The sequence below is a fragment of the Methyloceanibacter sp. genome, assembly GCF_050999895.1.
GTDB lineage: Bacteria > Pseudomonadota > Alphaproteobacteria > Rhizobiales > Methyloligellaceae > Methyloceanibacter.
The window spans coordinates 1-13,048 of record NZ_JBPCOU010000080.1 but is presented as its reverse complement, the minus strand read 5'-3'; the positions used below and the strand labels follow the sequence as shown (position 1 = coordinate 13,048).

Here is a 13,048-nt window from a genome sequence, read left to right as displayed (position 1 = left end):
GCTCGCTTGTGAGGAGGCCCCTTGGGGGTCCAGAGATATGCCTAGTCGCTCGTTCTATCGTGGCCCCGGCGCCTTCATGGCAGCCGCCGCTTTTCTCGCCGTGGCGACGCTTGCGGGCCTCGCACCCGGCAATGCGCTCGCCCAAGGCGTGAGCCAGCTGCAAAGAAGCTACATCACGCCATTTCCCAGCGGCGACCGCTATCGCGTCGTCGTGCTCGGCGACTCTCTCGGCGACGGTATGTGGTCCGGTCTCTATCGCGCCTTCGAGGAAGACAAGAATATAGAGGTGGTGAAGCGGTCGAAGGTTTCCACCGGCTTCTCGCGCACGGACAATTACGACTGGAATACCGAACTCGCCTTGCTGCTCAAGGACGAGAAGTATCAGGTTGCCGTTGTCATGTTCGGCGCAAACGACGGCGCGGGAATCCGGTCCGGCAAAGAATGGCTGAAGGTCGGGACCGACGCCTGGCGCGATGCCTATGGCGAACGCGTGGAAGCCTTCATCAAGAAGCTGCGTGCGGCGAAGATCGCCGTTTATTGGGTCGGACTGCCGGTCATGCGCAGCCCCAATCAGAGCAGCGATGCCGAGATCATGAACGAGGTGTTCCGCGAGAAGGCCTTCATCAACGGCGCCAAGTTCATCGATAGCTGGAGTGGCTTTACCGACGAATCCGGCCGCTACAGCGCCTACGGTCCCGACATGACGGGGCAGGTGCGGCGGCTGCGCGAGGATGACGGCACGCATTTCACCATGCGCGGTTATCTGAAGCTCGCGCATTTCGCGGAGAAGGAAATCCGGCGCGACCTCACGCTGGCCAAGCAAGAACGCAATATTCCGCTCGCCGGCAGCGAGGACGAGCAGGCGAAGGTCATGGGCCGCGAGGTGGCGCCTGCCAAAGCGCCTGTGGTCGCTGCCCCGGACGCGGCGCCGAGCCCTGCACCTCAGTCTGCCGAGGAGCAGGGACAGCCCGCGCCGACGCAAACGGCCCAGCTGCCCTCCACGCGGGTCGGGGAGGTCGATGTCCTGCGTCCCGATCTTTCGGATCCGAGCCTGCAAGCCGCGCAAACCCTCGGCCCCCAGGCCCCCGCGGGTTCCATGCCGGACTCCGAGATGATCAGCGCGGACTTGAACGGCGAACTCACGGCGTTAGCCTCGATTTCCTCGGTGAGCGACCCATCGCTCGCCTCATCGAAGCCACGGCTTCCGCTCGCGCAGCGGCCTTACTATCGGGTGCTGATCAAGGGCGAGCAGCTCGAGCCGAAAGACGGCAGAGCCGACGATTTCGCCTGGCCGCCCGGTTAGAGGCGAACCCTACCGGCCTCCTCCTCAGAGTTGTCAGCGCGGCAGATCGGTCTTTCCCATCAAGAATTTGTCGATGGCGTGGGCTGCCTGGCGGCCTTCGCGAATGGCCCAGACCACGAGAGACTGGCCGCGGCGCATGTCGCCCGCGGCAAAAACCTTGGGCTTAGAAGTCTGGTAGGCGAGCTCGTTGGCCTTCACGTTGCCGCGCGGGTCGAGCTCCAATCCAAACTGCTTGATCATGCCTTCCTGCACGGGATGCACGAAGCCCATGGCGAGGAGCACGAGGTCCGCCGGGATGGTGAGTTCCGAGCCGGGAATCGGCTTCAACTGACCGTCGAGCCGCAGGCACTCGAGCTGCTCGACCTGACCGTTGCTGCCGAGAAAGCGACTCGTTGCTACGCTGAAATCGCGCGCCGCGCCCTCGGCCTGGCTCGATGAGGTCCTGAATTTCAGCGGCCAATGTGGCCAGGTGAGGTCCTTGTTCTCCTTCTCCGGCGGCATCGGCAGAATCTCAAGCTGCGTGACCGACACGGCGCCTTGGCGGAAGGACGTGCCGATGCAGTCCGAGCCCGTATCGCCGCCACCGATGACGACGACCTGCTTGCCGGTTGCGAGGATGGGCTCCACAGCCCCAAGCGGCTCGCCGGAAACGCGGCGGTTCTGCTGCGGCAGGAAGTTCATGGCGAAATGGACGCCCTGGAGGTCGCGCCCCGGCACCGCGAGGTCGCGAGGATGCTCGGCGCCGCCCGCGAGGAGCACGGCGTCGTAGTCCCGCTCAAGCTTGGTTGCCTTGATGTCGCCGCCGACATGGACGTTGCAATGGAACGTCACACCTTCGGCTTGCATCTGCTCGACGCGGCGCTCGACGATGTACTTTTCCATCTTGAAATCGGGGATGCCGTAGCGCAGCAGACCGCCCGGCTGCGCATGCTTCTCGTAGACATGCACGTCATGTCCGGCGCGCGCCAGTTGCTGCGCGGCGGCAAGGCCGGCAGGACCCGATCCGACGATGGCAATCCGCTTGCCTGTTTTCGTCTCCGGCGGCTGCGGCCGCACCCAGCCTTCATCGAAAGCTTTGTCGGCGATGGCGCGCTCGATGGATTTGATGGTCACCGGCTCGTCGATGATGTTGAGCGTGCAAGCGGCCTCGCAGGGAGCCGGACAGATGCGGCCCGTGACCTCGGGGAAATTGTTGGTGGAGTGCAGGTTGTCCGCCGCCGTTGCCCAGTCGGAGTGATAGACGAGGTCGTTCCAGTCAGGAATCTGGTTGTTTACGGGGCAGCCCGTGTGACAGTAGGGGATGCCGCAATCCATGCAGCGCGCGGCCTGACGTCCTACCTCGGCCTCGCCCACGGGGAGTACAAACTCCCGATAATGGCGCACGCGCTCGGACGCGGGCTCATAGCCGCGGTCCTGTCGCTCGATCTCGAGAAAGCCCGTGATCTTGCCCATGAGGGTCACGCTTGCTCCAATCCAATCGCCTGAGTAGTCACCGTGCCGAACCTTCCGTCAAGACACAGTCAAGGCGCGGTCCTGTTCTCGCCCTGGCCTTACGCCGAGGACAATCCCAGTCCGAGCCTTGGTGAATTATTTGCCGTTGGCGCGCACGCCGACTTCGATCTGATCCAACCCGGTCCTATCGGCGAGTTGCGCCTTCGCCATCTGCTCCAGGGCGCGGCGATACTCGACCGGCATAACCTTGACGAATTTCGGCAGATAGGCCTGCCAGTCGTCGAGAATGGCCCGTGCGCGCTCCGACCCTGTGTAGTGGAGATGGTTCTCGATCAGCTGATGCAGGCGCTCCTCGTCGAAGCGGGTTATATCCGCAAAATCGACAAGCCCATGGCTGGCGAGGTCTCCGCTTTGATGCTCGCGCCGCTCCATCACCTGGTTCTCGCTCGGCACAGGCTCGAGATCGACCATCGCCATGTTGCAGCGCTGCTCGAAGTCTCCGGCTTCGTCGAGGACATAGGCGATACCGCCCGACATGCCGGCCGCAAAGTTGCGTCCGGTCGGGCCGATCACAACCACCACGCCGCCCGTCATATATTCGCAGCCGTGATCGCCGGTGCCCTCGATCACCGCGACGGCGCCGGAGTTGCGCACGGCGAAGCGCTCGCCGCCGATGCCGCGGAAATAACATTCGCCCGCGATGGCGCCATAAAGGACCGTGTTGCCCACGATGATCGATTCCTCGGGGATGATGGCGGACTCTTTCGGCGGGCGCACGATTATGCGGCCGCCCGACAGGCCCTTGCCGACATAGTCGTTGCCTTCGCCCTCGAGGTCGAGGGTCACGCCATGCGCGAGCCATGCGCCAAAGCTCTGACCCGCGGAGCCCTTGAAGCTGACCCAAATGGTGTCGTCCGGCAGGCCGGTATGCGCGTAACGCTTCGCGATCTCGCCGGAGAGCATCGCGCCTGTCGTACGGTCGGTGTTGCGGATCGGAAGATCGAACTTGACGGGCTTCTTCTCCTCGATCGCGCTCCGGCAAAGCTCGATGAGCTTGCGGTCGAGCACCTTGTCGAGCTGGTGGTCCTGGCGCTCGCGATTGGACACCGCGACCCCTGCTGGAACGTCGGGCTTGTAGAAGATGCGGCTGAAATCGAGGCCGTTCGCCTTCCAGTGATCGATCGCGTCGCTCTTGTCGAGGATTTCGGTCTGGCCAATCATCTCGGCAAAGGTGCGGAAGCCGAGCGCCGCCATGTATTCGCGCACCTCTTCCGCTACGAAGAAGAAATAGTTGATGACATGCTCGGGCTTGCCCTGGAAACGGGCGCGCAGCACCGGGTCCTGGGTCGCGACGCCCACTGGGCATGTGTTGAGATGGCATTTGCGCATCATGATGCAGCCGGCAGCGATTAGGGGCGCTGTGGCAAAGCCGAATTCATCGGCGCCGAGCAGCGCTCCGACAATGACGTCGCGGCCGGTGCGGATGCCGCCATCGACCTGCACGGCAATGCGGCCGCGGAGCCGATTAATGACAAGCGTCTGCTGCGTCTCGGCAAGCCCGATTTCCCAGGGTGAGCCGGCATGCTTGATCGAGGTTAGCGGCGATGCGCCCGTGCCGCCTTCGAAGCCGGCGATCGTCACGTGATCGGACCGCGCCTTTGCAACGCCCGCGGCAACAGTACCGACGCCGATCTCACTCACGAGCTTGACGCTGACATCGGCTGCGGGGTTCACGTTCTTCAAGTCGAAAATCAGCTGCGCCAAATCCTCGATGGAATAAATGTCGTGATGCGGCGGCGGCGAGATGAGGCCAACGCCAGGCGTGGAATGCCGCACCTTGGCGATGACGGCGTCGACTTTGTCGCCGGGCAGCTGGCCGCCTTCGCCGGGCTTGGCACCCTGCGCCACCTTGATCTGCATCATGTCGGAGTTGACGAGATATTCCGTCGTGACGCCAAAACGCCCCGAGGCCACTTGCTTGATCTTCGAGCGCATCGAATCGCCGTTCGGCATCGGCTTAAAGCGGTCGGACTCCTCTCCGCCTTCACCCGTGTTGGACTTGCCGCCGATGCGGTTCATGGCGATGGCGAGCGTGGTATGCGCCTCGCGGCTGATAGAGCCGAAGGACATGGCGCCGGTCGCAAATCGCTTCACGATCTCCTTCGCGGGTTCGACCTGCTCAAGCGGGATCGACTTGCGGCCAAGCTCCTCGGCGGTCTTGATGCGGAACATGCCGCGCAGGGTGAGAAGCTGCTCGGTCTGCTCGTTGATCTGTTGCGCGAAGGAGCGGTATTTCTCCGGCAGGCCCCCGCGCACGGCATGCTGTAGATCGGCGACGACGCTTGGGCGCCACATATGCGCCTCGCCGCGGATGCGGTAGGCGTATTCGCCGCCAACTTCCAAGGCTTCTCGCAGGACCGGCACGTCGGCGAAAGCGAGACGATGGCGCTCGACGGTCTCGCGCGCGATCTCCTCAAGACCGACGCCTTCAACTTGCGTGTTGGTGCCGGTGAAATATTCTTTGACGAAATCGGTGCGTAGCCCGACGGCGTCGAAAATCTGCGCGCCGCAATAGGACTGATAGGTGGAGATGCCCATCTTGGACATCACCTTGAGGATACCCTTGTCCACCGCCTTGATGTAGCGCTTGATCGCCTCTTCGGCGGTCAGCTCCTCGTCGAGCTCCGGCAGCATCGCCTCGATGGTCTCGAAGGCGAGATAGGGGTTGATGGCTTCGGCGCCGTAACCGGCGAGCGTTGCGAACTGGTTGACCTCGTTCGCCTCGCCCGTTTCCACGACCAGCCCGACCGACGTGCGCAGACCCTTGCGGATCAGATGATGATGCACCGCGCTCGTCGCGAGCAGCGAGGGAATCGGCACGCGGTCCGGACCCGCGGCGCGATCCGACAGAATGATAATGTTCTCGCCCTCGCGCACGGCGGCTTCGGCGTTCTTGCACAGCGTGCCGAGCGCTTTGCCCAGCCCCGGGGCGCCCCGGTCGGCAGCAAAAGTGATGTCGAGCGTGATGGTGCGGAACTGGTTGTCGGCGATCGCGCCGATGGAACGGATGCGCTCCAGGTTCTCGTTGGTGAGGATGGGATGCGCGGCCTCCAGGCGCTTCTGCTTGGAGGTGCCCTCAAGGTCGAGCAGGTTCGGGCGCGGCCCGATAAAGGTCACGAGCGACATGACGAGCTCTTCCCGGATCGGATCGATCGGCGGGTTCGTCACTTGGGCGAAGTTCTGCTTGAAATAGGTGTGCAGCAGCTTCGGCCGGCTGGAGAGGGCCGAAAGCGGCGTGTCCGTGCCCATGGAGCCGATGGCCTCCTGGCCGGCATGGGCCATGGGCGCGAGCAGGAACTTCACGCTTTCCTGGCTGTAGCCAAAGGCCTGCTGGCGGTCGAGCAGGCTCACATTGGTGCGTGGCGCCGAGCTTGCCGCGCCCGGCAGCTCATGCACATGGATCTGCGTGCGGTCGAGCCATTGCTGATAAGGATGCGCGCCCGCCAGCTCCGCCTTGATCTCCTCGTCGGAGACGATGCGGCCCTTGCCGAGGTCGATGAGCAGCATCTTGCCCGGCTGCAAGCGCCATTTCTGCACGATCTTCTCTTCGGGGAACGGCAGCACGCCGGTTTCCGACGCCATGACCACAAGGCCGTCGTCGGTGACGAAATAGCGGGCGGGCCGCAGGCCGTTGCGATCGAGCGTGGCGCCGATCTGCCTGCCGTCGGTGAAGGCCATGGCGGCCGGACCGTCCCATGGCTCCATGAGGCAGGCGTGATATTCGTAGAAGGCGCGGCGCTTGGCATCCATCAGCGGGTTGCCGGCCCAGGCCTCGGGGATGAGCATCATCGCGGCGTGCGGCATGGAGTAGCCGCCCTGCACCAGGAATTCGAGCGCGTTGTCGAAGCAAGCGGTGTCGGACTGCCCCTCATAGGAAATCGGCCAGAGCTTCTCGATGTCTTCGCCGAAGAGCGGCGACGACACACTCGCCTGACGCGCCGCCATCCAGTTGACGTTACCGCGCAGCGTGTTGATCTCGCCGTTATGGGCGACCATGCGGTAGGGATGCGCCAGCTTCCAGGACGGGAACGTATTCGTGGAAAAGCGCTGATGGATGAGAGCGAGCGCCGAGGTGAAGCTCGGGTGATGCAGGTCGGGGTAATAGGCCCCGAGCTGATAGGCGAGGAACATGCCCTTGTAGACGAGCGTGCGGCAGGACAGCGACACGGTGTAGAAGCCAATATCGTGGCCGTCGGTCTCGCCGTTGATGGTGTTGGAGATGACCTTGCGCAGAATGTAGAGCTTGCGCTCGAACTCATCCTCGTCCGCGATGTCCGGCCCGCGGCCGATGAATACCTGACGGTGTCGCGGCTCGGTCTCGATCACGGACTGCGAGAGGCAGGAATTGTCGGTCGGAACGTCGCGCCAGCCCAGAAGCTTCAGGCCTTCCGCCTCGACGGAACGGGCGACCACGGACTCGCAATAGATGCGCTGCGCGTGGTTGCGCGGCATGAACAGATGGCCGACCGCATATTGGCCGGGCTCCGGGAGCTTGAAGCCAAGCGGCGCGCACATCTCCTGCAAGAAGGCGTGCGGGATCTGCACCAGCATGCCGGCACCGTCGCCGGCGAGGGGATCCGCGCCAACCGCACCGCGATGGGTGAGGTTCACGAGGATCTGAAGGCCATGCTCGATGATGGTGTGGCTGGCGCGTCCCTTGAGATCCGCAACGAAGCCGACGCCGCAGGCATCGTGCTCACGGGAGGGATCATAGAGTCCTTGCGCCGGCGGCCTGCTCGGCCACGTAACCTTCTCCAAATCGGGAACTCGCTTACGAATTGTCATCGTCTCGAACCAAGAGCCCGCTCCGAGGAGCAGGGACGCAAAAATGTTGGCCAGTAAGCCGGCCCCTTCACTAATAGTGAGCTAAGGTCAAGCGGCTGAAAAGCAATGGCCGGCTGCTGGAGGGCTTCCCGGCTTCGCCTCAAGGCGCGGCTTCCACCGAAGTTCGCTCGAAAGAGCGCCCACTTTGGCCTCGCAGCCAGCCTCGGACAAAGGTCAGTAAGCCTGTCCTATTCATCCCAAAATGACAGATTTCCAAGGGCCGCACAAGACGATTTATGGCCCTGGAGGCCGACCCGGCAAGACGTCACGATCCCCTAGCAGGACTGTGATTTGACTAAGAATTGCCCTCCGGGCAGGCTCCTCTTCGCTTAACATCGGCGGTGCCGAGGTGAATTCAAGGAGGCGTCATGGACGATAGAACCAAAAGACTGGCCGCATTGGCCGTGGGCTGCGCCTTTGCCAGTGCCCTCACGCTTGCCGCCATCGCCGAGAGCGCCGGCGCCGCCGAGGATCAGGAAAAGTGCTTCGGCGTTGCCAAGGCCGGCGAGAATGACTGCAAGGCCGGGGCCGGCACCAGCTGCGCGGGCACCTCGACCATCGATTATCAGGGCAATGCCTGGAAGCTCGTCCCCAAGGGCACCTGCATGACGATGGAACTTCCCGACGGGCGCAAGGGCGGCACCGATTCCGTGGATCGCGACCTGCCGCCTGCCTGATTGTTTGCGATGCTCGTGAGTAACGTTTCCACGACGCTGTTGGCCAAGGGCCCGATCCCGCCGCGCGCAGGGGTCGGGCTCAAGCCCGAGCATTATGGCGACATTCTGAAGAGCGGGCCCGATATCGGCTGGTTCGAGATCCATGCCGAAAACTACATGGGGGAGGGCGGTCCACCCCATCACTATCTGCGCGCCGTGCGGGAGCTCTATCCGGTGTCACTGCACGGTGTCGGCCTGTCGATCGGCGGGAGCGGCGCTCTGGACGCCGAGCATCTCGCGAGGCTGAAGCAGCTGGTGGAGCGCTACGAGCCGGCCGCCTTTTCTGAGCATCTCGCGTGGTCAACCCACGACACGGTCTATCTCAACGATCTCTTGCCGCTCCCCTACACGGAAGAGACATTGCAACGCGTCTCCGATCACATCGACGAGGTGCAAGACGGGCTGGGGCGACAGATGCTGCTCGAAAATCCGTCGACCTATATTGCGTTCGCGGAGGCGGAGATGAGCGAGATCCAGTTCTTGCGCGCTGTGGTGCGGCGCACCGGCTGCGGTCTGCTCCTCGACGTGAACAACGTGTTCGTGCAGGCAACCAATCATGACTTCGCGCCGGAGGCCTATATCGACGCTTTCCCTATCGAGCATGTGGGGGAAATCCACCTCGGCGGCCACGCTGAGGATGACGACGATGACGGCGCGCCGCTTCTCATCGACGATCATGGAAATCCGGTCGCGGATCCGGTCTGGGGACTCTATGCGCGCGCTATCGCCCGCAGCGGTCCCAAGCCCACTTTGATCGAATGGGACAATGACGTGCCGGAATGGGGGGAGCTTCTCGCGGAAGCCAAGCGGGCCGATGCCGTCATGACCGACCGGCGCTCCAATCATGTCGCGGCTTAAAGACCTGCAACAAAGCTTCGCCGCCGCGCTGGTCGATGCCGCGGCGCCCGTGCCCTCGGCTCTCGCGAAGAACGGTAAAACTGCGACCCGCCGCTTCAATGTTTATCGCAATAACGTCTATGCGAGCCTGATCGATGTCCTGGCGGGACGATTTCCGGTCGTCGTTCGCGTGGTCGGGGAAGATTTCTTCCGTGCCTTGGCACGCATCTATGTCGAGCAGGAGCCGCCGCGCTCGCCCGTGCTGCTGCGCTACGGCGCGGGCTTCCCGGATTTCGTTGCGGGCTTCGCCCCGGCAGGCTCCGTGCCCTATCTCGCCGATGTGGCGCGCCTGGAGTGGGCGTGGGCCGAGGCCTATCATGCCACCGACGCCCAGCCCTTGAGTCTCGGAAGCCTCGCGGCGGTGGGACAGGACGCCGAAGTCGTGGGGCTCCGGCTGCATCCCTCGCTCCAGCTGGTCGGCTCCATTCATCCGGTCATTTCGATCTGGGAACTCAATGCTGGGAGGAGCGATCAGGCTCCGACGCGCCTGCCTCCGGGGGGTGAGGATGCTCTCGTGCTCAGACCCTATCTGGAGGTGCAGGTCAGGAAGCTGCCGCCCGGCGGACTTCACTTTATTCAAGCGTTGCGAGCCGAACAGAGCATCGGAGCGGCGGCAATCACGGCGCTCGAAGCCGCGCCTGGCTTTGACCTTGCCGCCAACTTGGCAGGTCTGATGCAGAGTGGGGCGATTGTCGGCCTTATTCCCAACTCCGCAGGCCCTAATCCTTAACGAGATATTCGGGCGTGGTTAACACTCGCGTAAAGAGTGGCTGTTACGCTTATTCGTCGGCTGGAAAAGGTTTTGCGTACCAGTCGCTGCAGCAGGTCTCTCTCCCATAGCACCTGCAACTTGAGAAGGGCGCTCCGTGTGAAGCGCCCTTCTTGTTAGCCCATCCTTCAGGCGACTAGGCCGCCTTGCTGTCGATGACCGTTCCGGTCTCGGCTTTCGTGGCGATGGGGATCGTGCGCGGCTTCATCGCCTCGGGCAGCTCCCGCACCAAATCGACATGGAGCAACCCGCGCTCCAAACTCGCGCCCTTAGCGACGACATGGTCGGCAAGCTGGAAGCGGCGCTCGAAGCTGCGCGATGCGATGCCGCGATGAAGGTAGGTCGCATCCTCCTTCTCGCCGAGCTTTTCGCTCAGCCTCTCACCGCGGATCGAGAGCGTGTTCTCCTTCGCCTCGATGTTGAGATCGCGTTCGCCGAAACCAGCGACGGCCATCGTGATCCGGTATTCGTTCTCGTCGACGCGCTCGATATTGTAGGGGGGATAACTTGGGGCATCGCCTTCAAGCAACGTGAGCGTATCGAGCAGCGAGCCGAGACGATCGAAACCGATGGTCGAACGGTAAAGTGGGGTCAGATCAAAGTGTCTCATGACACATCCTCCTTTTGAAGCGACATGCAGTGTGCCCGCTCGCGGGAGCCGGTCGTTCCTGACGTAGGCCAAGGGCCCTACGCGCGAAAAATATGGAGCAGCGTGGAGCGGCTTCAAGAGGATTAGAGGGCTGAACACACACGGGAAACCGCTCGCGCGCCTGGCCGCAACCGGTTCGATCCAGCGTAAGGCGCGGCAACATGATGAGTGGCGGCAGGGACCGCTGTTGCTATAAGAATCGCATTCGGCGCTGTCTGTTCGCGCCAGCTTAGCAGCGTGGCGGCCGCTTCATGGACCTCATCGCAACACCTAAAAATCCCGTCCCGTTGGGGGCGGCATCTGGCTATCTCGAGATCCGCAAGGGCTTGCGCATCCGGTACGCCAGGTGGCCGTCGCTGCTACGCGAGCGTCGCGGCACTGTCTGCGTGTTTCCGGGGCGCGCGGAGTTCATCGAGAAATATTTCGAGGTGGTTGGCGAGTTGCGCCGCAGAGGATTCGCCGTCGCCGTTCTCGACTGGCGCGGACAGGGCGGGTCGAGCCGCCTGACGCGCAACGCGTCCAACGGGCATGTCCGCGATTTCTCCGACTATGAGGACGACGTCGCCCGCTTCATGAGCGATGTGGTTCTGCCGGACTGCCCCGCGCCCTATTTCGCGCTCGCCCATTCCATGGCGGCGACGATCCTGTTCCGGGCGGCGACGCGACGCGGCTGCTGGTTCAATCGCATGGTGCTGACCGCGCCGATGCTGAAGATTTACGGACTGCCCATGTCGCATGCGGCGACGGGTCAACTCGTCGACCTGCTCACTTTTTTCGGTCTTGGCCGTATCGCCGTGCCAGGCGGCGCGAAGAAATATACCTTGAACCAGACATTCGAAAACAACCTGCTCACGTCCGATCGCGAGCGGTTCTTGCGCAATCAATCGGTCCTCCAGGCTTCACCTGCGCTCGGCATCGGGCCGCCCACAATCGGCTGGCTCCGCGCGGCGCTCGCCGCTATCGGCGATATTTCCAGCGAGAAATTCCCGAGCCGCCTGCGCGTGCCGGTGCTTATGTTCGCCGCCGGCGATGACAGCATCGTGAAGCCGCGCTCCGTCGAGGATCTCGCCATGCTGCTCAAGGTCGGCTCGCATGTCGTCATGCGGGGCTCGCGGCATGAGATCCTGCAGGAGCGCGACGCGATAAGGCAGCAATTCTGGGCGGCCTTCGATGCGTTCGTGCCGGGCGTCAGCATGAGCCTCGTGAGCTAGCCCGCCAGGATCTCGACGGCCGCCTGATGCAGCTTGGGATCGCCGGCAGCGAGGATGCGTCCGCCGGCGCGAGGGTCGCCGCCATCCCAGGTGCTGACGATGCCGCCGGCCTTCTCGATGATGGGAATGAGCGGCAGGATGTCGAACGGTTTGAGCCCGGACTCGACAACGAGGTCGACATGGCCGGCCGCGAGCAGACAGTAATTGTAGCAGTCGCCGCCAAACCGTCTGAGGCGGACGGCGCGGCTTAAGGCGTCAAAGCGCTCCAGCTCCTCTTCCGCAACGAACAGATCGATGCTGGTGCTGGCGAGGAGCGCATCGTTCAGACCGACGCCTTTCCGGGTGCGAATGGCTGTGGTCTTTTCCTGGTGACGGAAGAAGGCCTCTGTCTCATCGCGCCAAAAGCGTTCGCCGGTAAAAGGCTGATCCATCAGGCCGAGGAGAGGAGCGCCGTCCTGTGTCAGTCCTATCAGCGTCCCCCAGAGCGGCTGCCCCATAATAAAGGCGCGGGTGCCGTCGATCGGGTCGATAATCCAGCAATAAGACGCGTCCTCGCGCAGGTTCCCGAATTCTTCGCCGATTATGCCGTGGGCCGGATAGGCCGCTTCGAGGGCCCCACGAATCACCTTTTCGGCATCGCGGTCCGCTGCCGTGACGGGATCGAAGAAATCGCCTCCTTTATGGTCAACGCGGGCCACTGTCCGAAAATGCGGCAAAATGACCTGACCGGCCCGATCCGCAAGGGCATGAGCGGTTGCGAGCAATGTCTGAAAATCGAGGTTTTGAGAGAGGGGCACGACCGCGGCCTTGAGGGCAATTTTGCCTTGTAGGCAATGGAACCAGCGCGTTCGCAGGGTGCCTTACACCGGTCTTTGAAGTCGGCGCTGCTGTCAGTGGCTGTTATGCATCAGTGTCTCGAAATTACCCCGGGAGGACGGCTGCAATCTTGCTTTTTGTGCGCCGCAATGACATATTGTTGCAACGCGGCATGGCTCTTCGGCCATGTTTGCTGCCCTCCTTGGGCGTTTCCTCCCTAGACTTGGGCCGTTCGGATCCTTTCGAACGGCACCTTTTTATGGGCAACCGACACTCCTTGCGGTGATTCAGGTCAAGCCTATTCGGCTGCGGCGCGGGGGGCGGCGAGCGTCGCCACACACGCAACCAAAG

The 13,048-nt window shown here is 63.1% G+C and carries 9 protein-coding genes; 5 read left to right on the top strand and 4 right to left on the bottom strand.

Annotation, left to right across the window (positions count from 1 at the left end; translation table 11 throughout):
• Positions 1–76 precede the first annotated feature (76 nt).
• Complete coding sequence (locus ACR2J1_RS09130; RefSeq protein WP_434019017.1) at positions 77–1,303, top strand: SGNH/GDSL hydrolase family protein; 1,227 nt, start codon at positions 77–79, stop codon at positions 1,301–1,303.
• Positions 1,304–1,336: 33 nt separating this feature from the next.
• Here the strand turns inward: ACR2J1_RS09130 and ACR2J1_RS09125 are convergent, their stop codons facing one another.
• The gene (locus ACR2J1_RS09125; RefSeq protein WP_434019034.1) at positions 1,337–2,755 is read right to left on the bottom strand and encodes a glutamate synthase subunit beta; all 1,419 of its coding nucleotides are present in this window, start codon (positions 2,753–2,755) and stop codon (positions 1,337–1,339) included.
• A gap of 135 nt (positions 2,756–2,890) precedes the next feature.
• The gene (gene gltB / locus ACR2J1_RS09120) at positions 2,891–7,600 is read right to left on the bottom strand and encodes a glutamate synthase large subunit (RefSeq protein ID WP_434019016.1); all 4,710 of its coding nucleotides are present in this window, start codon (positions 7,598–7,600) and stop codon (positions 2,891–2,893) included.
• A gap of 407 nt (positions 7,601–8,007) precedes the next feature.
• On the opposite strand from gltB, the gene ACR2J1_RS09115 reads away from it, so the two are divergent.
• The 3 genes from ACR2J1_RS09115 to ACR2J1_RS09105 are packed head-to-tail and all read left to right on the top strand — an operon-like array spanning position 8,008 to position 9,982.
• Positions 8,008–8,316, top strand: coding sequence for a BufA1 family periplasmic bufferin-type metallophore (locus tag ACR2J1_RS09115; RefSeq protein WP_434019015.1), 309 nt, complete (start codon positions 8,008–8,010; stop codon positions 8,314–8,316).
• Between the two features lie 9 nt (positions 8,317–8,325).
• Entirely contained in the window at positions 8,326–9,213 is an 888-nt protein-coding gene (bufB, locus tag ACR2J1_RS09110) for an MNIO family bufferin maturase (protein WP_434019014.1), read from the top strand.
• Entirely contained in the window at positions 9,200–9,982 is a 783-nt protein-coding gene (locus ACR2J1_RS09105; RefSeq protein WP_434019013.1) for an HvfC/BufC N-terminal domain-containing protein, read from the top strand. The genes bufB and ACR2J1_RS09105 overlap by 14 nt, the downstream gene beginning before the upstream one ends.
• A 175-nt stretch (positions 9,983–10,157) precedes the next feature.
• On the opposite strand, the gene ACR2J1_RS09100 is transcribed toward ACR2J1_RS09105, so the two are convergent.
• A complete protein-coding gene (locus ACR2J1_RS09100) occupies positions 10,158–10,631 on the bottom strand; it encodes an Hsp20 family protein (RefSeq protein WP_434019012.1) in 474 nt (157 codons plus the stop codon).
• Positions 10,632–10,921: 290 nt separating this feature from the next.
• Between ACR2J1_RS09100 and ACR2J1_RS09095 the strand changes: the two genes are divergently transcribed.
• Entirely contained in the window at positions 10,922–11,881 is a 960-nt protein-coding gene (locus ACR2J1_RS09095; RefSeq protein WP_434019011.1) for an alpha/beta fold hydrolase, read from the top strand.
• On the opposite strand, the gene hisN is transcribed toward ACR2J1_RS09095, so the two are convergent.
• Positions 11,878–12,678, bottom strand: coding sequence for a histidinol-phosphatase (hisN, locus tag ACR2J1_RS09090; RefSeq protein WP_434019010.1), 801 nt, complete (start codon positions 12,676–12,678; stop codon positions 11,878–11,880). The two genes, ACR2J1_RS09095 and hisN, sit on opposite strands and share 4 nt — an antisense overlap.
• Positions 12,679–13,048 lie beyond the last annotated feature (370 nt).

Coding starts and splice junctions, on each gene's coding strand:
- gltB (WP_434019016.1), bottom strand. CDS start 7,600: ATGACAATTCGTAAGCGAGTTCCCGATTTGGAGAAGGTTACGTGGCCG.
- ACR2J1_RS09095 (WP_434019011.1), top strand. CDS start 10,922: ATGGACCTCATCGCAACACCTAAAAATCCCGTCCCGTTGGGGGCGGCA.
- ACR2J1_RS09130 (WP_434019017.1), top strand. CDS start 77: ATGGCAGCCGCCGCTTTTCTCGCCGTGGCGACGCTTGCGGGCCTCGCA.
- ACR2J1_RS09105 (WP_434019013.1), top strand. CDS start 9,200: ATGTCGCGGCTTAAAGACCTGCAACAAAGCTTCGCCGCCGCGCTGGTC.
- ACR2J1_RS09125 (WP_434019034.1), bottom strand. CDS start 2,755: ATGGGCAAGATCACGGGCTTTCTCGAGATCGAGCGACAGGACCGCGGC.
- ACR2J1_RS09115 (WP_434019015.1), top strand. CDS start 8,008: ATGGACGATAGAACCAAAAGACTGGCCGCATTGGCCGTGGGCTGCGCC.
- bufB (WP_434019014.1), top strand. CDS start 8,326: ATGCTCGTGAGTAACGTTTCCACGACGCTGTTGGCCAAGGGCCCGATC.
- ACR2J1_RS09100 (WP_434019012.1), bottom strand. CDS start 10,631: ATGAGACACTTTGATCTGACCCCACTTTACCGTTCGACCATCGGTTTC.